Source organism: Microbacterium sp. NPDC089320 (assembly GCF_040684875.1).
Classification (GTDB): domain Bacteria; phylum Actinomycetota; class Actinomycetes; order Actinomycetales; family Microbacteriaceae; genus Microbacterium.
The window spans coordinates 84,549-106,811 of sequence record NZ_JBFBGY010000006.1; the positions used below are offsets into that span (position 1 = coordinate 84,549).

A 22,263-nucleotide genomic window follows, 5' to 3' on the forward strand; every position below is an offset into this window, starting at 1 on the left:
GGGCGGCGTGATCTACGCGGGGTCGGTTCCGCTCGACCCGCTCGTGTCGATGAACGCCCATCCGTAGGCACCGAGTTCGCGTCGCTCCTCGGTCGACCCCGAGAGCACATCGCGGCCGGGCACATCGACCGCGAACGGCTCTGCGCTGTGGTTGATGACGGTGAGGATGCCGCCTCGGCGCGCGATCTCGACGTGCTCGGGCAGCCCCTCGATCTCGGCTGTCACCCCCGCCTCGGTGGCGAGCCAGCGCAGCACGGCGGCCATGCCGGCATCGTCGGGGATCGTCGCGAGGTAATAGCCGCGACCGTTCCCGAAGGTCTTACGGGTGAACGCCGCGCGCCCCGCTGTGCGTCCGTCGGTGAAGCGACCGAGCACCTCGGCATCCTGCACGAGGAGCTCCTCGGCGAAGTACTGTCCCACGATCGTTCCCGCCGGGCCGTCGAGCGTGGCCTCCGACTGGCCGGGTCCGTCGGGTCGGGCGTGGCTCGCGGTCTCGCCGGCCGAGTCGGCGGGACGCACCGATTCGGGTGGGACCAGTGCCCCGAAGTCCTCGAGGGCGACGCCGAGCGCATCGCGCAGCGACACGATGAACCCGCCCTCGCGGAAGGCGTCGTCCTGGTCGACGACATCGCTGAACGCCGAGACGAACAGGTTGCCGCCCTGCTCGACATACGCCGTGAGATTCGTCGCGCCCTCGTCGCCGAGCAGATACTGCTGCGGCGCCACGACCAGCGAATACGCGCTGAGGTCGCTGGTGGTGTTCACGATGTCGACCGCGAGGTTCTGCCGGTGCAGCGCCGCGTGCCAGCGGTGCGAGAGCGTCAGATAGTCGAGCGCGATCGGGTGGTCGCGCCCGCCGATCGCCCACCAGTTCTCCCAGTCGAAGACCAGGGCGATCTTCGCACTCGACGAGACGTCCGGCATCGCGGGGAGCTGCGCGAGTCGACCACCCAGCTCGACGACCTCCCGCCAGGTGCGGGTGTCGAGACCCGCCTGCGGCACCATCGCCGAGTGGAACTTCTCGCTGCCGCGCCGCGACTGCCGCCACTGGAAGAACATGATGCCGTCGGCGCCTCGCCCGACCGCCTGCGCGCTGATCGCCGCCATCTGACCCGGTGCTTTCGGCGCGTTGGTGGGGCGCCAGTTCAGCGCGTTCGTCGACTGCTCGGTGAGGATCCACGGCACCCTCGGCTTGAGCCCGCGCATCAGCTCGCGTGCGAACGCCGCCCCGCGGAACGACTCCGGGTCGTTGGGGTCGGGGTAGTTGTCGTCGCTGATCACGTCGACCTCGGCCGCCCACTTCCAGTAGTCGGCCGGCGGGAACGCGCCCATGAAGTTGGTGGTGATCGGCTGGGTGGCGCCCGAGGCGCGGATGATGTCGCGCTCCATCACGTACAGCTCGAGCAGGGTGTCGGAGGTGAAGCGCTTGAAGTCCAGCACGCTGGTCGGGTTGATGCTGTACGGAGCCTTGCGCGGCGGCACGATCTGCTCGAACGCGGTGTATCGCTGCGACCAGAAGTCGGTGCCCCAGGCGTGGTTCAACGCGTCGATCGTCGAGTACTTGCGCTCGAGCCACACGCGGAAGTGGTCGCGTGCCGCGTCGGAGTAGTCGTAGTGCAGGTGGCATCCGTACTCGTTGTTGACATGCCACAGCACGACAGCCGGATGCTGCGCATAGCGCTCCGCGAGAGCGGTCACCAGCTCCGCGGCGAGGCGGCGGTAGACCGGCGACGACGGCGCGAAGGCCTGACGGCTGCCCGGCCAGAACGTCGTGCCGTCGGCATCCTGCGGCAGCATCTCGGGGTACGCGGCCGACGCCCACGGGGGAGGGGACGCGGTGGCGGTGGCGAGGTCGACCTGGATCCCGCCCTCGTGCAGCAGGCCGATGATCTCGTCGAGCCACTCCCAGTCGAACTCGCCCTCGGCCGGCTGGATGCGCGACCACGCGAAGATCCCCAGGCTCACGAGCGTCACGCCGGCCTCCCGCATGAGCCGCACGTCGTCGGGCCAGACGTCGCGAGGCCACTGTTCCGGGTTGTAGTCGGCGCCGTAGTGCATGCTGCCCACCCTATCGGCAAGCGCTTTCCAGCGTGGCGCCCTTTTCCCCCCTGCTTTCGAATCGCGCACTGTGCAGAAGTCGCGCCCCCGAAACTGCACAGTGCGCGATTCGAAGGTAGGAGGACGTCCTAGTAAATCCCCGGATGCCGAAGTACCATCGTCATAGTGCCAACGACGGCGCGAAGGGACATCGCACAATGACTCGTACCATTCCCCACTTCGTAGGCGGAAAGCACCTCACTCCCGAGAGAGGCCGATTCGCCGATGTGTTCGATCCGAGCACGGGATCCGTCCAGGCGCGCGTTCCTCTGGCCTCCGCGCAGGAGGTCGCCGACGTGATCGCGGATGCCGAGGCGGCACAGGTCGAGTGGGCGGCGACCAATCCGCAGAAGCGCGCCCGCGTGCTGCTGCGCTTCCTCGACCTCGTGCAGCGCGAGATGCAGTCACTCGCCGAACTCCTCGCGAGCGAGCACGGCAAGACCGTCGACGACGCGAAGGGCGACATCCAGCGCGGCCTCGAGGTCATCGAGTTCTCTGCCGGCGCCCCGCACCTGCTCAAGGGCGAGTACTCGACCGGTGCAGGTGCCGGGATCGACGTCTACTCCATGCGCCAGCCGCTCGGAGTGGTGGCGGCGATCACCCCGTTCAACTTCCCCGCCATGATCCCGCTGTGGAAGGCAGGCCCTGCCCTCGCCGCCGGCAACGCCGTGGTGCTCAAGCCCAGCGAGCGCGATCCCTCGGTTCCGGTGCGCATCGCGGAGCTCTTCCTCGAGGCGGGGCTGCCCGCGGGTGTGCTCAACGTCGTGCACGGCGACAAGGAGGCCGTCGACGCACTGCTCACCGACGATCGCATCCGTGCCGTCGGCTTCGTCGGCTCGACCCCGATCGCCGAGTACATCTATTCGACGGCGGCGGCGAACGGCAAGCGCGCGCAGTGCTTCGGCGGCGCCAAGAACCACATGATCGTGATGCCCGATGCCGACCTCGACCAGGCCGTCGACGCCCTGATCGGCTCGGGATACGGGTCGGCGGGCGAGCGCTGCATGGCGATCTCGGTCGCGGTGCCGGTGGGGCAGGAGACGGCGGATGCGCTCGCCGACAAGCTCACCCAGCGTGTGGCGCAGCTGCGGGTCGGCCCGTCGCTCGCATCCGACGTCGACTATGGACCGCTCGTCACGCGGGCGGCGGTCGAGCGGGTCGAGGGCTACATCCAGCAGGGTGTCGACGAGGGTGCGACGCTTCTCGCCGACGGCCGAGGCTTCACGGTTCCCGGGCATGAGCAGGGCTTCTACCTCGGACCGACGCTGTTCGACCACGTCACGACCGATATGGCGATCTACCGCGAGGAGATCTTCGGACCCGTGCTCGTGATCGCCCGCGCCGCCGACTATGAAGAGGCGCTGCGCATGGCATCCGAGCACGAGTACGGCAACGGCGTCGCGATCTTCACGCGTGACGGAGATGCGGCCCGCGACTTCGCCGCCCGCGTCGAGGTCGGGATGGTCGGAGTCAACGTGCCGATCCCCGTGCCGATCGCGTATTACACGTTCGGCGGCTGGAAGCGCAGCGGATTCGGCGACCTCAACCAGCACGGTGCCGACGCCTTCCGCTTCTACACGAAGACCAAGACCGTCACGAGCCGCTGGCCGGCCGCGGGCATCCGCGACGGCGCCAGCTTCGTGATCCCCACCATGCACTGACCTCTCGACGCCCACAAGGAATCGACATGACAATGACTGCCGTCACCACCACCGCCGAAGAGCGCGAGGCCATTCTCGACGCCGTCCGCGAGTTCGCCGAGACAGAGCTCGCACCCTTCTCCGCCGAGCGCGACGAGAAGCACATCTTCCCCCGGGAGTCGCTGGGCAAGGCCGGAGAGCTCGGCCTCGGCGGCATCTACGTGAGTGAGGAGTTCGGCGGCACCGGACTCAGCCGCTCCGACACCGTCGCCATCTTCGAGGAGCTCGCGAAGGGCGATCCCGCCGTCGCCGCCTACATCTCGATCCACAACATGGTGGTGTGGATGATCGACACCTACGGCGACGACGCGCAGCGCGGCCGGTGGCTGCCGGCTCTCACCGCGATGCAGGAGTTCGGCGGATACTGCCTGACCGAGCCGGGCGTCGGATCGGATGCCGCGAACGTCGCCACGAGCGCGGTGCGCGACGGAGACGACTATCTGCTCACGGGCGTGAAGCAGTTCATCTCGGGAGCGGGCGAGGCCGCCGTCTACGTCGTCATGGCGCGCACCGGCGAGCCGGGAGCCCGGGGCATCAGCGCCTTCCTCGTTCCCGGTGACGCGGAGGGGCTCAGCTTCGGGGCGCCGGAGCAGAAGATGGGCTGGCATGCGCAGCCCACCCGCCAGGTGATCCTCGACGGCGTCCGCATCCCGGCATCCGGGATGCTCGGCGACGAGGGCCGTGGCTTCGCGATCGCGATGTCGGCGCTCAACGGCGGTCGTCTGAACATCGCGGCCTGCTCGCTCGGAGGCGCCCAGTGGGCGCTCGACCGTGCCGTGCAGTACGTGCACGAGCGCGTGGCCTTCGGCGAGCCGCTGGCCGAGAAGCAGTCGATCCTGTTCGCCATCGCCGACATGCGCACCGACCTGCAGGCCGCGCGCCTCATGGTGACCGACGGGGCGCTGGCGGTCGACGAGCACGCTCCGGACGCCACGATGCGCTGCGCCATGGCCAAGCGCTTCGCGACGGATGCCGGATTCGACGTCGCCAACCGCGCGCTGCAGCTGCACGGCGGCTACGGGTATCTGCAGGATTACGGCATCGAGAAGGTCGTGCGCGACCTGCGGGTGCACCAGATCCTCGAGGGCACGAACGAGATCATGCGCCTGATCGTCGGTCGCGAGATGCTTCGGCCGGCGGGATCCACCTCGATGAGGAGCGCATCATGACCGAGCCCTCGACCGTGCGGATCGCGTTCCTCGGACTCGGCCACATGGGGCTGCCGATGGCCAAGAACCTCGTCGCGGCGGGGCACGAGGTGCACGGCTTCGATCCGGTGCCCGCGGCGATCGACGCGGCGCGGGCCGCCGGCATCCCCGTCGCCGCCAGCGGAGCGGATGCCGTCGCCGACGCCGACGTCGTGATCACCATGTTCCCCGCGGGCAGACATGTGATCGACGCGTACCGCACCGGGCTGCTCGCCGCCGCCCGACCCGACACCCTGTTCATCGAGTCGTCGACCATCGCGGTCGACGAGGCCCGCGCCGCACACGCTCTCGCGCTCGCCGCGGGTCACCGCAACGTCGACGCGCCTGTCTCGGGCGGCGTCGTCGGAGCCGAGAACGGCACCCTCGCGTTCATGGTGGGCGGCTCGGACGAGGACTTCGCCGCGGCGCTGCCGGTGCTCGAGGTCATGGGAAAGCGCATCGTGCACTGCGGCGGATCAGGACTCGGCCAGGCCGCGAAGGTGTGCAACAACATGGTGCTCGCCGTCTCGCAGATCGCGGTCGCCGAGGCATTCGTGCTCGGTGAGCGGCTCGGCCTCGAGCATCAGGCGCTGTTCGACGTCGTGTCGCAGGCATCCGGCCAGTGCTGGTCGATCACGACGAACTGCCCCGTGCCGGGGCCGGTGCCGACGAGCCCCGCGAACCGCGACTACCAGCCCGGATTCGCCGGTGCTCTGATGGCCAAGGACCTCGGGCTCGCGTTGCAGGCGATCGAGCAGACCGGCACCGACGCGCGCATGGGGCGACTCGCCCAGCAGCTGTATGCCGCGTACGCTGCGGGCGAGGGGGCATCCCGCGATTTCTCCGGCATCATCACCGACATCCGAAGCGATCGTGTGTGACGATCGTCCCCGAGGCACTTTCGAATCGCGCACCTTGCAGTGATTCGGCCCTCAGATCTGCACAGTGCGCGATTCGAACGGAGAGGCAACCTTCATGACCGAATACGAGACGATCCTGGTCGAGCAGCGCGGGCGGGTCGGGTGGATCACCCTCAACCGTCCCGAGGCGCTGAACGCGCTGAACAGCCGCCTCGCCGACGAGGTCACCGCGGCAGCCGTGGCGTTCGATCTTGACGACGGGGTGGGCGCCATCGTCGTGACCGGGTCGGAGAAGGCCTTCGCCGCCGGTGCCGACATCAAGGAGATGGAGGGCATGTCGGCCTCTGAGATGCTCGAGACCGATCACTTCGGCGTGTGGCACGAATTCGCGGCGGTGCGCACTCCCGTGATCGCGGCCGTCTCGGGCTTCGCGCTCGGGGGCGGATGCGAGCTGGCGATGATGTGCGACATCATCCTCGCCGCCGACACCGCGAAGTTCGGCCAGCCCGAGATCAACCTCGGCGTCATCCCCGGCATGGGCGGCACGCAGCGGCTCATCCGCGCCGTCGGCTACTACAAGGCGGCCGAGCTCGTGCTGTCCGGCCGGTTCATGGGCGCCGATGAGGCGGAGCGTTCGGGCCTCGTGTCGCGGGTCGTGCCGGCACCCGACCTCCTCGACGAGGCCACGACGCTGGCCGAGACCATCGCGTCGAAGTCGCTGCCGTCGGTGTTCGCCGCGAAGGCCGCCCTCGACGCCGCGATGGAGACGACGCTCTCCGAGGGTCTCGCGCACGAGAAGCGGGCGTTCGCCGAGCTGTTCGACACCGCAGACCAGAAGGAGGGCATGTCGGCCTTCCGGGAGAAGCGTGCGCCCGACTTCCAGAACCGCTGACCGCCGGGCCTCGGGTCGCCGCGGCTCAGCCGCGCAGCGCCTCGATGATCTTCGCGACGCGCCGCTCGCGGGTCGCATCCTGCTTGGCCTCCGCGACCGAGCGGGCGTGCTCCTTGCGTGTCGAGTAGGTCAACGCGTCGAAGGCGGCGCGCAGTGCGGGATCGGAGGCGAGAGCGTCGGCGAGGGCGGGCGGTGTCTCGACCTCGCGCTCGGCGGAATCGAGACGGATGACCGCATCGACCTCCTGGTCGATCTCGACACCCAGGTCAGCACGCACGGCCTTGCTGAAGCCGATCAGGTTGGCGCCTCCCATGCGCGCCAGGCGCAGTCGAGCGGTGCGCCCTGCGATCGTGACCGCGACGGGGAACGTCTTTCCCGTCCCGAACGAGGCGACCTGCTCGTCGGTGAGGATGATCGCGGCGGCGGGGCCGCGGCCTTCGAGGGTCGTGTGCAGGCGCAGTTCGCTCATGCGGGCAGTGTACGCCCGCGCCCCTCGGCCTCGGATGCCAGGTGGTCGTTGCGCTCCTCGATCAGCCGTCGCATGTACGAGCGAAGGATCAGACGGTCGACGAGGTGTCCGAGAGGGCCGAACGGGGAGTGGAAGACGATCGTGTCGCGGGCCAGAGTTCCCCGCGGATGCTCCTCGAACACGTGCTCGTGCTCGAACGCGCCGAACGGCCCGGAGAGCTGCCGGTCGCGGAATCCGCGCGGCGGGTCGACGTCGTACACGATCGTCCGCAGCCGGAACGGGATGCCGAAGTGTCGTGCACGCCAGGTGACGGTCGACCCCTCCGTGAACGTGCCGCCCGCGGGGGCCTCGACCATCGTCTCCCCATATCGCGCCATCGACCGCAGGTGCATGCCGGGGTCGAGAGCGATCGCGAACACCGTCTCCCTCGGCGCTGCGATCACCGTCTCGAGCACGAACTCCGCCATGTCAGAGCGGCTCGGGTTGCGGCCTGGGATCGGCGAAGTCGCCCGCGGCCTTGCGCATGCGCGCGACGATCGCGACGAGCTCGGCGGCATCCTCCCGGGTGATGCCCGGGTCGGCGAACACGTCGGCGTTCAGGGCGTCCGTGGCCCGAGCCACGAGGTCTCGGCCCGATTCCGTGAGGGCGAGCAGCGCGGCTCGGCCGTCGTGGGGATGCGGTTCGCGCACGATGAGCCCGTCGCGCACGAGGCGCTCGGCGGTGCTCGTGACGGTCGTCGCGTGCACCTGCAGTCGGGCGACGACACTCGACAGCGGCAGGCGACCAGACCGGCTGAAGGCCAGCAGGCGCAGCATCTCGTATCGGGCGAAGCTGAGCGCGAAGGGCTTGAGGGTCGCATCCACCCGCGCGAGCAGCAGCTGCTGAGCTCGCATGACGGACGTGACGACGGTCATGCCGTCGGCGGCATCCGTCCACCCGTGCGCGAGCCACTGCCGCTTCGCCTCGGCGAGCGGATCGACGGGCAGCGGACGCGATCGGTTCACGGTTCTACGGTAGGCCATCGTGTCGCCGTAGCCGGGACCCGACGCCCCGACGGCGGCTGGTCCTCAGTCGCTCTTCGAGTGGAACTCAGTATCAGGGGACTAGAATCGACGCAGTCGTGAGGAGCAATCGATGAAGATCTTCGTCCTGGTCAAAGAGGTGCCGGACACCTATGGCGACCGCAAGCTGAGCCTCGAGACGGGCCTCGCCGACAGAGGTGCCGGCGACGTGGTGCTCGATGAGATCACCGAGCGCGCACTCGAGGTGGCGCTGAGCCACGCCGACAAGAACGAGGGCACCGAGGTGGTCGCGGTCGCGATGGCGCCCGCGGGCTCGACGGCATCCGTGCGCCGAGCGCTCGCGATCGGTGCGGGCGCAGCCGTGCACATCGCCGATGAGCAGCTCGCGGGTGCCGACCTCGGGCTCACGGCAGAGACCCTGGCCGCGGCGATCCGTCGGGGCGAGCCCGACCTGGTGATCACCGGCAACCTGTCGACCGACGGCTCGGGCGGGGTGATGGCGGCGATGCTCGCCGAGCACCTGGGATGGGCGCAGGCGACCGCGCTGACCTCGGTCGAGATCACCTCGGAGGGGATCTCCGGCACCCGGGGGGCGGATGCCGGAGCGCAGCCGATCTCGGCATCCCTCCCGGCGGTGATCTCGATCACCGAAGCGCTGCCCGATGCGCGCTTCCCGAACTTCAAGGGCATCATGGCGGCGAAGAAGAAGCCGCTCGAGGTGCTCACCCTCGACGACCTCGGCGTCTCCGCCGATCCGGCCGTCGCTCCGCGCACGATCATGACCTCGGTGGCCGAGAAGCCACCGCGTGCGGCGGGCGTCAAGATCGTCGATGAGGGCGATGCCGCCGACAAGCTGGTCGAGTACCTCGTGCAGAACAGGCTGGTGTGACATGACCTACCCCGAGAACCCGATCCTCGTCGTGATCGACCTCGACCCGGCGGGCAACCCCGCGAGCAGCACGGCGGCCCTCATCGGCGCGGCCTCGACGGTCGGCGCTCCCGTCGCCCTCGTCGTCGGAGGCTCTGCCGAGGCGGCGGCCCAGCTGGCCGCGGCCGGAGCGTCGGTCGTGCTCACCGCCGACGCCGACCCGACGGTGCTCACAGTGCCGATCGTCGAGGCACTGCACGCCGCCTTCGAGCAGGTTCGACCGGATGCCGTGCTCATCTCGAACTCGATCAGCGGACGCGATGTCGCCGGGCGGTTTGCCGTGCGCGCGAAGCTGGCGCTGTCGGTCGACGCCGTCGGCGTCTCGCGCGATGACGAGGGCATCGTCGCTCAGCACTCGGTCTACGGAGGGGCGTATCTCACCGAGTCCGCCCCCACGTTCGGCGCCCCGGTCATCACCGTGCGCCAGGGGGCGGTCGACGCGCGCGCCGAGGCGGTGGAGTCGCCGATCATCGAGGCGCTCTCGGTGTCGGCATCCGGCGCTGTCGGGGCGACCGTCGGACCCGTCGAAGCGGTGGAGTCCACGTCGACGCGGCCCGAGCTGCGCGGCGCGACCCGGGTCGTCTCGGGTGGCCGCGGCCTCGCGTCGAAGGAGAAGTTCGTGCTCGTCGAAGAGCTGGCCGACGCCCTCGGCGCAGCGGTCGGCGCATCCCGCGCCGCCGTCGACGCCGGATACATCCCGCAGTCGCACCAGGTCGGTCAGACCGGCGTCTCGGTCTCGCCCCAGCTGTATGTGGCCCTCGGAATCTCGGGGGCGATCCAGCACCGCGCGGGAATGCAGACGGCGAAGAACATCGTCGCGATCAACAAGGACGCCGAGGCGCCGATCTTCGACGTCGCCGACTTCGGCATCGTCGGCGATTTGTTCACGATCGTCCCGCAGGTGGTCGCGGCCCTCGAGGCGCGGAAGAAGTAGTCATGGCGACGCGCATGCTCAGGCGCGGGCTCCCGCGCGTTCCCGGCGGTGAGCCGTGGCCTCCCGGTGACCTCAGCGTCGCCGCGTCGGCGGATGCCGAGGACGCACCTCCCCTGGCGCCGCCGACGTCGCTGGACGAACGGGATGCTGTCACCGCGGAGGCCGTCGCTTCTGAGGGTGCTCGCCCGGAGGTCGTCGCTCCCGAGTCAGAGTCGTCGGTCGGCACGCCCGCAGCGTCGGGACTCCGGGTCGAGGGCTCCCTGCGTCGGGGCCTTCCGCGCACGCCCGGCGGCGAGCCGTGGCCTCCTGCAGGCACGGCGGCCGGGCTGAGAGCGTCGCCGGCCCCTTCTCTCGAGGCCGAACCGGCCGGCGCTGGCGCCGCCACCGGCGCCACTGGCGCCGTCGCGGATGCGTCGCCTCGCGTGGCGTCCGCGCTGGACGCGCCGTCGACCGCTCCGACGCCATCGCCCACGGGTGACGAGTCGACGGTCGAGTCGGCCGCGGCCGAGTCGGCCGCGGTCGGCACGCAGGCGGGATCCGTGCGTCGCGGTCTGCCGCGGGTCGCAGGCGGAGAGCCGTGGCCTCCGGCAGACACCGTTCCTCTGGCAACCGCGGCTGCCCCGACCGCCGATGTCGCTGCGGCCACCGCCATTGCTCCGGCAGGCGCGGGCGCAGCCCCCGAGGTCGCGGCATCCGCGCAGACCGAGGCACCCGCCGCGGTCGTCGCGACGCCTACCGCGTTCGCGCTCGGAGACCCCTCGGTCCCGCTGCCTGCACCCCGCACGGTCTGGAACGGCAGCGCTCCTCGCCACGTCACGGCGACCGCTCCGGCATCCGGCCGCCCTCGCCCGACCTGGACCCAGGCGATCGCCGTGCTCATCGGTGCCGCAGCTCTCGGCATCCTGGCGGCCGCCGCCGTGGCCTTCGTGCGGGCCCTGCTGAGCGTCCCGTTCATGCAGGACTTCCTCGCCGCGTTCCCTGGCGAATACGAGCCGGCCGTCGCGGTCGAACCCGGATTCGCGCCGTGGACCAACTGGGCGCACTTCTTCAACGTGTTCCTGATGGTGCTGATCATCCGGTCGGGCCTGCGCATCCGCAACGAGAAGCGGCCGACCGCCTTCTGGACCCCGCGCAACGACCCCAAGGGCAAGGTCAGTCTGACGATCTGGTTCCACCAGGCGCTCGACATCCTCTGGCTCGTGAACGGCGTGGTCTTCGTGGTGCTGCTGTTCGTCACGGGACACTGGGCGCGCATCGTGCCGACCAGCTGGGAGGTCATCCCGAATGCGCTGTCTGCCGCGCTGCAGTACGTGTCGTTCGACTGGCCGACCGAGCACGGCTGGGTGAACTACAACAGCCTGCAGCAGCTGGCGTATTTCGTGACCGTGTTCATCGCGGCTCCGCTGGCTGCTGTGACCGGGTTCCGCATGTCGGGCATGTGGCCGAAGAAGGCCGAGCGCCTGTCGAAGGCCTATCCGATCGAGTGGGCTCGCGCGCTGCACTTCCCGGTGATGATCTACTTCGTGGTGTTCATCATCGGACACGTCGCCCTGGTGTTCCTCACCGGGTTCCTGCGCAACCTCAACCACATGTACGCCTCGTCGGATGCCGTCGGATGGACCGGGTTCTGGGTCTTCGTGGCATCCCTCGTGGTCATCGCGCTCGGCTGGGTCGCCGCACGCCCGCTCGTCATCGCCCCGATCGCGAAGCTGTTCGGCACCGTCTCCGGACGCTGACCCGTTCACGATTGCGCACGGCTCTCTCCCGAACCCAGCGAAACGGCCCCCTGCCTCAGGCAGGGGGCCGTTCTTGCGGGATCGTGAGCGCGAGCATCACGAGGCGCGGGGTCAGCGCACGAAGCGCACCTCGGTCAGCGTCTCGCCGAGGAACGGCTCGGTGTGGCTGGCGCCGTCGAGCGTGAAGCCGTTGCGGGTGTAGAAGCGGTGGGCCCGGGGGTTGTCCTCCGCCACCCACAGGTAGAGAGGCTCGTCCTTCTCGACGGCGGCGTCGAAGAGCTTCTGGCCGATGCCGGTGGAGTGATACGCGTCGAGCAGGTAGATGAAGTACAGCTCGCGGAACGCCGGAGCGTCCTTGTCGCGGGCGGGACCGGAGCCGACGAACCCGACGATCTCTCCGTCGACGAGGGCCGCGCGCATCGTGAACTCGGGGCCCTGAGCTGCCCAGTGCGTCCACAGCTCGGCCATGCGGCGGGGCGAGACCTTCTCGAGGGCTGCCTTGCTGATCAGGTGGTCATAGGTCTCGTGCCAGCACTGCGCGTGCACGCGACCCAGGGCTTCCGCATCCACATCACGGACCGGACGGACGATGACTTCAGGCTGGGCTTCGGCGCTCATATCGCGACTCTACGCGCGGGTTCCACGAAGAGGAAATCGAACGGAAGCGTTCCCACAGCACCGATATGTCGGTGGAGACATCGCACAACGATCTTCGCGACTCGTTCGCCGATGGCTACGATCAGTGCTCGTGAACGTGATCTGGCGCACTCTCCTCGTGATCCTCTCCGCCCGTCGCCGCGTGCGGCGGGGAAAGACCCTCGATGCATCCGCGGTCAGCAGCATCCGTCTGACCACGCTGCCGACCGATATCGACATCCTGCGCCACATGAACAACGGCCGGTACCTGTCGCTCTTCGACCTCGGCCGCTGGGACCTGCTGATCCGCACGGGGCTGTTCGACGCGATGAACGGACGCGGCTGGTACGCCGTCGTGTCGAGTGAGACCGTCACGTTCCGCAAGTCTTTGCAGCTCTGGCAGCGGTTCGAGGTGCAGTCGCGCTTCATCGGGCACGACGACAAGGCGGTGTTCCTCGAGCACCGGGCGGTCGTCGACGGCGAGATCTATGCCCGGGTGATAGTGCGATCGCGCATGCTGCGCCGCTCCGGCGGCACGGTCAGCAACGAAGAGCTGTTCGCCGCCGTCGGCAAGCCCGAGGGGGTGCCCGAGATCGATCCGTGGGTGCACGACTGGGCCGCGGCATCCGCTCTGCCTTCCGTGCGCAGCTCCGCGCCGAGCGTGTGGAGCTGACGTCGTGACCGATCCGTGGGGTCTCCGGACACGCGCACCGGGGCACGTGCTGCTGGTCGGATGCGGCAAGCTCGGCGTGCGACTCGGCGAGCGACTCGTCGAACAGGGGGCACAGGTCACGGCCATGCGCCGGACCGCGGGCGCGCTGCCCTTCCCGACGATCGAGGCTGACCTGCGGCAGCCGCTCGACCGCGAGCTGCCGCCCTTCGACTCGGTGGTGATCACGCTGCCGCCCAGCACCGAGGGCGACTCGATCTATCCGCCGGCGTTGCGCGGGCTGGCGAAGGCGCTGCCGTCGATGCCGGAGCGCGTCGTGTTCGTCTCGTCGACCCGGGTGTTCGAGGGGCGTCCTGGCGAGACGCCGCTGACCGAGCGCGATGCGACGCGGGTCTCGAGCGAGCGCGGCGGCGATCTCGTCGAGGGTGAGCAGCTGGCCATGGAGCTGTTCGGCGCGCGCATCGTGCGGCCGGCGGGCATCTACGGCCCCGGTCGGGACTTCCTCATCAGACGAGTGAGAGAGGCGGCGCCCGTCGATCACACGCGCCGCACCAACCGCATCCACGAGACCGACCTCGTGCGGCTGCTCGAGGCGATGCTGCGCGCCGACTCCGCGCCGCCCCTGATCCATGCCGTCGATCGCGAACCGGTGCTGCTCGGCGAGGTCGTCGGTCACATCGCCGCCCGGCTCGGCGTGACGTCGCCGCCGCACCTCGACCCGGAGGTCGGGGGCGGGACGGTGCTCGACGGTCATCTGCTGCAGGAGTTCCTCGGCGACCTCGACTACCCGACCTTCCGAGAGGGCTACGACGAGATGATCGCCGCGCTCTGAGTCGCCCCCCTGTTCCGGTCGCAGTTCGCGCCGCCCGTTCACGCGGCCGGCGGCACGAACTGCGACCGGAACAGCGCGACGCGAGCGTCGGCTCAGGGCCAGGCGCGCACCGCAGTCCTAGGCTGAGGTCATGGCCGACCCGATGCCCTCCACGCATCCCGAATCCGTCTCGCTCAGGGACCGTGCGGTCGAGCTCGCCCGACGGTGGGTGATCGAAGCTGCGGCCGCCGATGTCGACCCCGCGGCGGCGCGGCTCGCGGGTGTGCTGCAGGATGCCGACGGGCTGCCGTTCACACTCGGGTTCGTCGATGGTGTCATGCGCCCCGAGAGCCTGAGCGCCGCGGCGTCCCAACTGCACCGCATCGCGCCGATCGTGCCCGACTTCCTGCCCTGGTATCTGCGCTCGGCCGTGCGCATCGGCGGCGGGGTCGCACCGATGCTGCCGACTCCGGTGGTGCCCATCGCCCGCCGGGTGCTGCGCGACATGGTCGGTCACCTGGTGGTCGACGCCCGCCCCGAGAAGCTCGGCCCGGCGATCGCGAAGATCCGCGAATCCGGAGCACGACTCAACCTCAACCTGCTCGGCGAGGCGGTGCTCGGCGAGGCAGAGGCCCAGCGACGGCTCGAGGGCATCCACGACCTGATCCGCCGCCCCGACGTCGACTACGTCTCGGTGAAGGTGTCGGCGATCGTCAGCCATATCTCGATGTGGGCGTTCGACGAGGTCGTGGACTCGGTCGTCGAGCGACTGCTGCCGCTGTATCTGACCGCCGCGTCGGACCGCACCTTCATCAACCTCGACATGGAGGAGTACCGCGACCTCGATCTGACGATCGCGGTGTTCACGCGTATCCTCGAGGACCCGCGGCTCGAGGGACTCGAGGCCGGCATCGTGCTGCAGGCCTATCTGCCCGACGCCCTGCCGGCGCTGCAGCAGCTCACCGCCTGGGCTCGCGAGCGCGTCGACCGGGGCGGGGCCCCGATAAAGGTGCGGCTCGTCAAGGGCGCCAACCTCGCGATGGAGCGCGTCGAGGCGCGGATGCACGGATGGGCGCAGGCGACCTACGACACCAAGCTCGACACGGATGCCAACTACCTGCGCTGCCTCGACTGGGCGCTGCGCCCCGAGAACGTCGCCGCCGTGCGTCTGGGGATCGCGGGTCACAACCTGTTCGGCATCGCGTATGCGTGGCTGCTGGCAGGGGAGCGCGGCGTGCGCGCTGTCGACCTCGGCTCGGAGAGCGCCGCGAACTCTCAGCCGCCGATCGAGTTCGAGATGCTGCTGGGCATGGCACAGGGGCAGGTGCAGGCCGTCTCCCGTGAGGTCGGCGAGGTGCTGCTCTACGTCCCTGTCGTGAAGCCGCGCGAGTTCGACGTCGCGATCAGCTACCTGGTGCGCCGGCTCGAAGAGAACGCCTCCAGCGAGAACTTCCTCTCTGCGGCATTCCGCCTCGGCGACGACGAGGCGCTGTTCGCCCGGGAGCGCGACAGGTTCCTCGACGCCGTCGACCGTTCGACGTCGCCGACCCTGCAGGTGGGGGCGCTGCGCAGCCAGGACCGACTCGCACCCGTGCACGAGTCCCTGCGTCCTGTGCCCGTCGCGCCCGCGCCCGAAGAGGGGCTGACCCAGGCGGTGCTCGGCATCTCGCGTGGATCGGATGACGCGACCGGGCCGTTCCTCGAGACCGCGGTCTATGCCCCGCGCGAGCTCGACGAGACGACCGGCGGTGCTCCCGGATTCACGAACACCCCCGACAGCGACCCATCACTTCCGGCCAACCGCGACTGGGCTCGCGAGATCACCGCCCGCGTCCCCGACTCCGCCCTGGGCGTCTCGACGATCGAGGCCGCCCGGATCGACGACGCGGACGCACTGGACAACACGATCGCCCGCGTGCACGACGCTGCGGCGCTCTGGGGCGCGCGTCCCGCCGCTGAACGCGCCGAGGTGCTGTGGAGAGCGGCCGCCGCTCTCGAGGGGCGACGCGGTGACCTGATCGAGGTCGCCGCATCCGAGACCGGCAAGGTCTTCGCCGAAGCCGACATCGAGGTCAGCGAGGCCGTCGATTTCGCCCGCTACTACGCCGCCAAGGCGCGGGAACTGGATGCGGTCGCCGGCGCCGCGTTCGAACCGGCGCGCGTGACCGTGGTCACCCCGCCGTGGAACTTTCCCCTCGCGATCCCCGCGGGCGGCGTGCTGGCCGCGCTCGCCGCGGGCTCGGGAGTCGTCTTCAAGCCGGCGCCGCAGTCCCGTCGCTGCGCCGCCGTCATCGCCGAGACGCTCTGGGAGGTCGGGGTCCCGCGCGACGTGCTCGCGCTGGTCGACATCGAAGAGGGCGATCTCGGTCGCGAGCTGATCTCGCACGACTCGGTCGATCGGGTCATCCTCACCGGTTCCTGGGAGACCGCGGCGCTGTTCCGCTCGTGGCGCCCCGACCTGCCGCTGCTTGCCGAGACGAGCGGCAAGAACGCGATGATCATCACGGCCTCGGCGGATCTCGATCTCGCGGTCGCCGATCTCGTGCGCAGCGCCTTCGGGCACGCGGGGCAGAAATGCTCGGCGGCGTCGCTCGCGATCCTCGTCGGACCCGTCGGGCGCTCCCAGCGTTTCGCCCGCCAGCTGGCCGATGCCACTCGGTCGCTGCACGTCGGCTGGCCCACCGATCCGCTGGCCGAGGTCGGGCCCGTGATCGAACGCCCCGAGGGCAAGCTCGCGTGGGCGCTCACCGAGCTGGAGGGCGATGAGCAGTGGCTCATCGAGCCCGCCGTCTCGACCGATGACCCCACCGGCCGCTTGTGGCGACCCGGCATCCGCGTGGGCGTGCGGCCGGGATCGCGCTTCCACACCGAGGAGTTCTTCGGCCCGGTGCTCGGCGTCATGCACGCGCCGACGCTGGAGCGGGCGATCGAGCTGCAGAATGCGGTCGACTACGGTCTGACGGCCGGGCTGCACACGCAGGATCCGGCGGAGCTCGCGCTCTGGCTCGACCGCGTGCAGGCGGGCAACCTGTATGTGAACCGAGGTATCACGGGTGCGATCGTGCAGCGTCAGCCCTTCGGCGGGTGGAAGCGCTCGTCAGTCGGCCCCGGCGCCAAGGCGGGCGGACCGAACTACCTGATCGGGCTCGGATCCTGGCGGTCGAGCGGGTCCGGCACCCCGTCGAGCACGCTTCATCTGCGCGGGCTGGACTCGCGGATCACCGACCTCATCGAAGCCGCGCAGCCGTCGCTCGACTTCGAGGCCTTCGAGTGGCTGCGTCGCTCGGCGCTGTCGGATGCGCTCGCCTGGGATCGTGAGTTCGGCCAGGTGCGCGACGTGTCGCACCTCGGGGTCGAACGCAACCTGTTCCGCTACCGCCCGGTTCCGGTCGCGATCAGGGCCACCGCGGATGCCGGCTGGCAGGAGCTGCTGCGCGTCGTCGTCGCCGCGGTGCGCGCTGGCGCCGGCTTCGTGCTGTCGACCCCCGTCGGACTGCCGGCCGCAGTGCGACACGCGCTCGGCGAACTCGGCGCCACGGTCTACATGGAGACCGACGAGGAGTGGATCGAGCGGATGCGGCGGCGCGACGACGCGAGCGAGCTGCCCGAGTCGTCCGACGAGCTGCGGCCGAGCCGGGTGCGGCTGGTCGGGCCTCGCGGCTCGGTGGCGGCGCTTCACCATGCACTGGCGGTGGCCGTGGATGGCGATCCCGACCTCGCGGTGTACGACGGCGAGGTCACGTCTGCCGGACGCATCGAGCTGCTGCCGTTCGTGCACGAGCAGGCCATCGCGATCACCGCGCACCGCTACGGCAATCCCGACGACTGGAGCGCCTCCGTGATCTGACGCTCGCGTCGTCGGGCGATCGTGTAAAGAATTCTTGACAAGCTGAAGGCAGCAGGCGTAGCCTCCTGTAAAGAATCTTTTACACTGGAGGCGTCATGGTCTACGAGGAGCGCAATGCCTGGGCAGGTCTCGTCGTCAGCCTGCTCGCGATCACGGCGTATGTCGTCACCCTGCTTCAGCAGGCGGCCGGCGGTCCTGTGACCGAGGTCGACTGGCCACCGCTGATGCTGTGGATGATCGGCGGCGGCATCGTCGTCACGATCGCGATCAGCATCATCTGGGGGATGATCGCGGGCGCCCGCGACCCCGACGGTGCGGGGAGGTCCGACATCCGCGATCGGGACATCGGTCGCATGGGCAGCCGTGTCGAGCAGGCATTCGTCGCCATCGCGGGAACCGTGGTGATCCTCCTGTGCGCGCTGCGCGCCGACGTCTTCTGGATCGCCCACACCATGTTCGCCGGCTTCGCGGTCGCGGCGATCGTGGGCGGGTTCGCACGGGTCGTGGCCTACCGCCGAGGTCTCGTCTGATGGTCAAGCCCACTCTCGTCTCGAACCGCATCCGGGCGCATCGAGAGGCCGCCGGCCTGACCCAGGCCGAGCTCGCCCGCCGCATCGGCGTGACGCGGCAGACGCTGATCGCGATCGAGCAGGAGAAGTACTCGCCGACGCTCGAGCTCGCGTTCCAGATCGCTCGCGCCTTCGGCGTGGGGATCGACGACCTGTTCCAGTACCCCGAGCCCACGAGCGCGGAGGCCTGAGATGACCGAGACCATGCCGGCCTGGGTGCGTGAGACGTATGGTCCCGCCGACGGAGTCCACCTCGAGCAGATCCCTCTTCCGGCCCCGCGCCCCGGCGAGGTGGTGCTGCGCGTCGAGGCGACCGCCCTCAACGCCGGAGACGTGCGCCTCATGCTCGGCGACCCCCTGCTCGTTCGTCCGGTGTTCGGCCTGACCCGCCCGAAGCATCCGGTGCGCGGAATGGAGGTCGCGGGCACGGTGGTCGCTGTCGGCTCCCAGGAGATCGGTGCCGAGCTGGGCGAGCGGGCGGTGGGCGAGCTCGTCGGCGGAGGGGGCCTCGCGTCGCATGTCGCCGTGCCCGCCACGCGCCTCGTCCCGATCCCCCCGGTGGTGGCATCCGAGAGCGCGGCCTGTCTGCCGATCGCCGCCGGCACGGCGTGGCAGGCCCTCGATCATGCCGGAATCGGCTTCCGCCCGATCGCGCACGCTCCGGCGGGTCATGTGCCTCGCGTCCTCGTGGTCGGCGCCTCCGGGGGAGTGGGCACGTTCGCGGTGCAGCTCGCGGCGCTGCGCGGTGCCGAGGTGTGGGCCACGTGCGGCGAACGCAACGCCCGCCTCGTCGAGCACCTCGGCGCCGTCCGGACCCTCGATCACCGGCGGTCGCCGCTGACGGAGCTGCCTGCAGCGCACTTCGACGCCGTGATCGACATCGCCGGGGGGATCCCCCTGCGCGACCTGCAGCGCCTCGTGGTCTCCGGCGGCAGAGTGGTGCTGGTGACCGGCGACGGCGGCCGCGTGCTCGGCCCGATCCCACGGATGCTGAAGGCGGCGTTCCTGTCGATCGGCTCGCGCCGCCGCATCCGTCCGCTCGCAGCGACGCCCCGCCCCGAAGTCCTCGCGAAGCTGCTGGAACTCACCGCGGAAGGGCGGATCACGCCCGTGATCGAGCGAGAATTCGACTTCGACGACGCCCCCGCGGCGCTCGCACACCTCGAGCGCGGTCACACGGTCGGCAAGGTCGTCGTCCGCGGAGCCTGAGCGAGGAGCGTCCGCGCTCTGGCGGCGTCCAGGGGACGGGTGACAGAATGGATGCTGGCGTGCCCGAGTCGCATCTTCCCCGGGCGCCGGCTCTCACGGAGCGGCGCGGGTCGAAGGACCGCCGGGCCCCTGGACAGCGTCCGCCGCATCCGTTCGAGGAGCCCCATGTCTGTCGAAACCACTGCGCCGGCATCCGAGACCGCAGCACCGGTCCGCACCGCACACCGCCGTCACTACCTGATGTGCAAGCCGTCGCACTTCACGGTGAACTACTCGATCAACCCGTGGATGGAGCCGTCGAAGCCGACCGACACGGGCAGGGCGGTGGAGCAGTGGCAGAAGCTGCACGACCTGTACCTGGAGCTCGGTCATGAGGTCGAGCTGATCGAGCCCCTCCCGGGTTTCCCCGACATGGTCTACACCGCGAACGGCGGCTTCCTGATCGACGGCCGGGCCTATGTGCCGAAGTTCCGCTTCGTCGAGCGCCAGGGCGAGGCGCCCGCGTTCGCCGACTGGTTCCGCGCCGCCGGCTACGACACCGTCATCCCCGAAGAGGTCAACGAGGGCGAGGGCGATTTCCTGCTCGTGGGCGACGTGATCCTCGCCGGCACGGGCTTCCGGTCGACCGGCGACAGCCACCGCGAGGTGGGCGATGTCTTCGGCCGTGAGGTGGTGTCGCTCAACCTGGTCGACCCGCGCTTCTACCACCTCGACACGGCGATCGCGGTGCTCGACCCCGTGCAGGGCACGGACAGGGGCGGACCGGAGCGCGCGAACATCGCGTATCTCCCGGGCGCCTTCGATGACGAGAGCCGGGCGATCCTCGAGGAGCGCTTCCCCGAGGCGATCCTGGTGTCCGACGAGGACGGATCCGTGTTCGGGCTCAACTCCGCGAGCGACGGCTACAACGTGATCATCTCGCCGCGCGCCAAGGGATTCGAGAAGCAGCTGCGCGAGCGCGGGTACAACCCGATCATGATCGACCTGTCCGAGCTGCTGCTCGGCGGCGGCGGCATCAAGTGCTGCACGCTCGAACTGCGCGGTGAGTCGTGACCGCCGTCGACTCGGGCGTGAGCGTCGAGGTCGCCGCAGAGCCCCACATCGCCCACAACTACCACCCGCTGCCGGTCAACATCGCCCGCGGCGAGGGTGCATGGGTGACGGACGTCGAGGGCAAGCGCTACCTCGACCTGCTCGCGGCCTACTCGGCGGTGAACTTCGGCCACCGGCATCCGGCTCTCGTCGCGGCGCTGACCGAACAGCTCGGTCGCGTCACCCTCACGAGTCGCGCGTTCATGAGCGATCGGCTCGAGCCATTCGCCGCAGCGCTGTCGGCGCTCGCCGGCAAAGACATGGTGCTGCCGATGAACACCGGGGCCGAAGCGGTCGAGACCGGCATCAAGGTCGCTCGGGCGTGGGGCTATCGGGTCAAGGGCATCGCCGACGGGCAGGCGCGGATCATCGTCGCGGCCGGCAACTTCCACGGCCGCACCACGACCATCGTCAGCTTCAGCGACGACCCGGAGGCGAGAGCGGACTTCGGCCCCTACACCCCGGGGTTCGACGTCGTCCCCTACGGGGATGCGGATGCCATCGCCGCGGCGATCACAGGTCACACCGCTGCCGTGCTGATCGAACCGATCCAGGGCGAGGGCGGTGTGGTGATCCCGCCCGAGGGATACCTGCGCCGCATCCGTGAGATCTGCGACGAGAAGAACGTGCTGTTCATCGCCGACGAGATCCAGTCCGGTCTCGGCCGTGTGGGCGAGACTTTCGCCTGCGACCGCGAGGGTGTCGTGCCCGACCTGTACCTGCTGGGCAAGGCGCTCGGTGGCGGGATCCTTCCCGTCTCCGCTGTGGTGGGGAACACCGATGTGCTCGGCGTCATCCGCCCCGGTGAGCACGGCTCGACCTTCGGGGGCAATCCGCTCGCGGCGGCGGTCGGACTGAGGGTCGTCGAGATGCTCGAGTCGGGGGAGTTCCAGGAGCGCGCCCGCGCACTCGGCGCTCACCTCGCCGCGGGCCTCGAACCCCTGATCGGTCATGGTGTCACCGAGGTGCGCATCGCCGGGCTGTGGGCGGGAGTCGACATCGACCCCGCCAAGGGCACCGGGCGCGAGATCGCCGAGAAGCTGCTCGACCGCGGCGTGCTCGTCAAGGACACGCACGGTCAGACGATCCGCATCGCTCCGCCGCTCGTCATCCGGGCGACCGAACTCGACTGGGCCGTCGAGCAGCTGAAGCTGGTTCTCGGGGCCTGACCCGCTGTCCGCCGGGCGACACGCCCGGCGGACAGCCCGGATTTGCCGGAACCCCGGAACCCACGTAACTTATTACTTGTTCGCCCCACAGGGAAGCGGAGAGGCCGAGAGCCTTACCCCCCTCAAGCGGAGAACCACCTCCACTCGATCAGCTCCTCGGAGCAGATCGCAGACACACTTCTGTCTGACCTGGAGCTTCCACCTCGGAGAAACGGTCGATTTGACAGCGGCTCCGAAACGGATAAACTAGTGAAGTTGCCTCGGCGGCCTTGAGCCCCGAGCTGCAGATCTGGTTCTGAGCTTCACGGCGTGTCGATTTGACAGCCTGAACAGCGAAGATAAGATAGAGAAGTTGCCCTTCGGGCCTGGTTGTGATGACTGGGTCGTGGGAGCATCCGATCCTTGAGAACTCAACAGCGTGCACTTGTCAAATG

Annotated in this window: 20 protein-coding genes; 15 read left to right on the plus strand and 5 right to left on the minus strand. The window is 69.7% G+C overall.

What is annotated here, in order from left to right; genetic code table 11:
• Positions 1–12: 12 nt before the first annotated feature.
• Entirely contained in the window at positions 13–2,058 is a 2,046-nt protein-coding gene (locus AB0N61_RS16640) for a beta-galactosidase (RefSeq protein WP_363365466.1), read from the minus strand.
• A gap of 197 nt (positions 2,059–2,255) precedes the next feature.
• Here AB0N61_RS16640 and AB0N61_RS16645 point away from each other — a divergent pair, with 197 nt between their 5' ends.
• From AB0N61_RS16645 to AB0N61_RS16660, 4 genes are all read left to right on the plus strand, one after another.
• Positions 2,256–3,758: a CoA-acylating methylmalonate-semialdehyde dehydrogenase gene (locus tag AB0N61_RS16645; protein ID WP_363365467.1), complete on the plus strand. Its 1,503-nt coding sequence runs from the start codon at positions 2,256–2,258 to the stop codon at positions 3,756–3,758.
• Between the two features lie 26 nt (positions 3,759–3,784).
• Positions 3,785–4,966, plus strand: a complete 1,182-nt coding sequence (locus tag AB0N61_RS16650) for an acyl-CoA dehydrogenase family protein (protein ID WP_363365468.1) — start codon at positions 3,785–3,787, stop codon at positions 4,964–4,966.
• A complete protein-coding gene (gene mmsB, locus AB0N61_RS16655; RefSeq protein WP_363365469.1) occupies positions 4,963–5,865 on the plus strand; it encodes a 3-hydroxyisobutyrate dehydrogenase in 903 nt (300 codons plus the stop codon). Before AB0N61_RS16650 ends, mmsB begins: the two co-directional genes overlap by 4 nt.
• A 94-nt stretch (positions 5,866–5,959) precedes the next feature.
• Complete coding sequence (locus AB0N61_RS16660) at positions 5,960–6,736, plus strand: enoyl-CoA hydratase (protein ID WP_363365470.1); 777 nt, start codon at positions 5,960–5,962, stop codon at positions 6,734–6,736.
• A 25-nt stretch (positions 6,737–6,761) separates the two neighbouring features.
• Here AB0N61_RS16660 and AB0N61_RS16665 read toward each other — a convergent pair whose 3' ends face one another.
• From AB0N61_RS16665 to AB0N61_RS16675, 3 genes are read right to left on the minus strand one after another with little or no spacing between them, the layout of a single operon-like run.
• On the minus strand, positions 6,762–7,205 hold the full coding sequence (locus AB0N61_RS16665; RefSeq protein WP_363365471.1) for a YdeI/OmpD-associated family protein: 444 nt from the start codon (positions 7,203–7,205) through the stop codon (positions 6,762–6,764).
• Complete coding sequence (locus tag AB0N61_RS16670; RefSeq protein ID WP_363365472.1) at positions 7,202–7,672, minus strand: SRPBCC family protein; 471 nt, start codon at positions 7,670–7,672, stop codon at positions 7,202–7,204. Before AB0N61_RS16670 ends, AB0N61_RS16665 begins: the two co-directional genes overlap by 4 nt.
• Position 7,673: 1 nt before the next feature.
• The gene (locus AB0N61_RS16675; RefSeq protein WP_363365473.1) at positions 7,674–8,210 is read right to left on the minus strand and encodes a MarR family transcriptional regulator; all 537 of its coding nucleotides are present in this window, start codon (positions 8,208–8,210) and stop codon (positions 7,674–7,676) included.
• 130 nt (positions 8,211–8,340) lie between these two features.
• Here AB0N61_RS16675 and AB0N61_RS16680 point away from each other — a divergent pair, with 130 nt between their 5' ends.
• Genes AB0N61_RS16680 through AB0N61_RS16690 form a run of 3 tightly spaced genes read left to right on the plus strand, consistent with a single transcriptional unit; the run spans position 8,341 to position 11,826 of the window.
• Positions 8,341–9,117 carry an electron transfer flavoprotein subunit beta/FixA family protein gene (locus tag AB0N61_RS16680; RefSeq protein ID WP_363365474.1) on the plus strand — a complete coding sequence of 259 codons (777 nt, stop codon included), beginning with the start codon at positions 8,341–8,343 and terminating at the stop codon, positions 9,115–9,117.
• A 1-nt stretch (position 9,118) separates the two neighbouring features.
• Complete coding sequence (locus AB0N61_RS16685) at positions 9,119–10,090, plus strand: electron transfer flavoprotein subunit alpha/FixB family protein (RefSeq protein WP_363365475.1); 972 nt, start codon at positions 9,119–9,121, stop codon at positions 10,088–10,090.
• 2 nt (positions 10,091–10,092) lie between these two features.
• Positions 10,093–11,826 carry a cytochrome b/b6 domain-containing protein gene (locus tag AB0N61_RS16690; protein WP_363365476.1) on the plus strand — a complete coding sequence of 578 codons (1,734 nt, stop codon included), beginning with the start codon at positions 10,093–10,095 and terminating at the stop codon, positions 11,824–11,826.
• Between the two features lie 111 nt (positions 11,827–11,937).
• Here AB0N61_RS16690 and AB0N61_RS16695 read toward each other — a convergent pair whose 3' ends face one another.
• Entirely contained in the window at positions 11,938–12,444 is a 507-nt protein-coding gene (locus tag AB0N61_RS16695) for a GNAT family N-acetyltransferase (protein ID WP_060928760.1), read from the minus strand.
• A 130-nt stretch (positions 12,445–12,574) separates the two neighbouring features.
• Here AB0N61_RS16695 and AB0N61_RS16700 point away from each other — a divergent pair, with 130 nt between their 5' ends.
• From AB0N61_RS16700 to rocD, 8 genes are all read left to right on the plus strand, one after another.
• On the plus strand, positions 12,575–13,135 hold the full coding sequence (locus tag AB0N61_RS16700) for an acyl-CoA thioesterase (protein ID WP_363365477.1): 561 nt from the start codon (positions 12,575–12,577) through the stop codon (positions 13,133–13,135).
• A gap of 4 nt (positions 13,136–13,139) precedes the next feature.
• Positions 13,140–13,964, plus strand: a complete 825-nt coding sequence (locus tag AB0N61_RS16705; RefSeq protein ID WP_363365478.1) for a hypothetical protein — start codon at positions 13,140–13,142, stop codon at positions 13,962–13,964.
• A 130-nt stretch (positions 13,965–14,094) separates the two neighbouring features.
• Entirely contained in the window at positions 14,095–17,790 is a 3,696-nt protein-coding gene (locus AB0N61_RS16710; RefSeq protein WP_363365479.1) for a bifunctional proline dehydrogenase/L-glutamate gamma-semialdehyde dehydrogenase, read from the plus strand.
• Between the two features lie 95 nt (positions 17,791–17,885).
• Positions 17,886–18,320, plus strand: a complete 435-nt coding sequence (locus tag AB0N61_RS16715; RefSeq protein WP_363365480.1) for a hypothetical protein — start codon at positions 17,886–17,888, stop codon at positions 18,318–18,320.
• On the plus strand, positions 18,320–18,550 hold the full coding sequence (locus AB0N61_RS16720) for a helix-turn-helix transcriptional regulator (RefSeq protein ID WP_363365481.1): 231 nt from the start codon (positions 18,320–18,322) through the stop codon (positions 18,548–18,550). The genes AB0N61_RS16715 and AB0N61_RS16720 overlap by 1 nt, the downstream gene beginning before the upstream one ends.
• 1 nt (position 18,551) lies before the next feature.
• Entirely contained in the window at positions 18,552–19,568 is a 1,017-nt protein-coding gene (locus AB0N61_RS16725) for an NAD(P)-dependent alcohol dehydrogenase (RefSeq protein WP_363365482.1), read from the plus strand.
• A 165-nt stretch (positions 19,569–19,733) separates the two neighbouring features.
• Positions 19,734–20,621, plus strand: coding sequence for a dimethylargininase (gene ddaH / locus AB0N61_RS16730; protein ID WP_363365483.1), 888 nt, complete (start codon positions 19,734–19,736; stop codon positions 20,619–20,621).
• Positions 20,618–21,829: an ornithine--oxo-acid transaminase gene (gene rocD / locus AB0N61_RS16735; RefSeq protein WP_363365484.1), complete on the plus strand. Its 1,212-nt coding sequence runs from the start codon at positions 20,618–20,620 to the stop codon at positions 21,827–21,829. Before ddaH ends, rocD begins: the two co-directional genes overlap by 4 nt.
• Positions 21,830–22,263 lie beyond the last annotated feature (434 nt).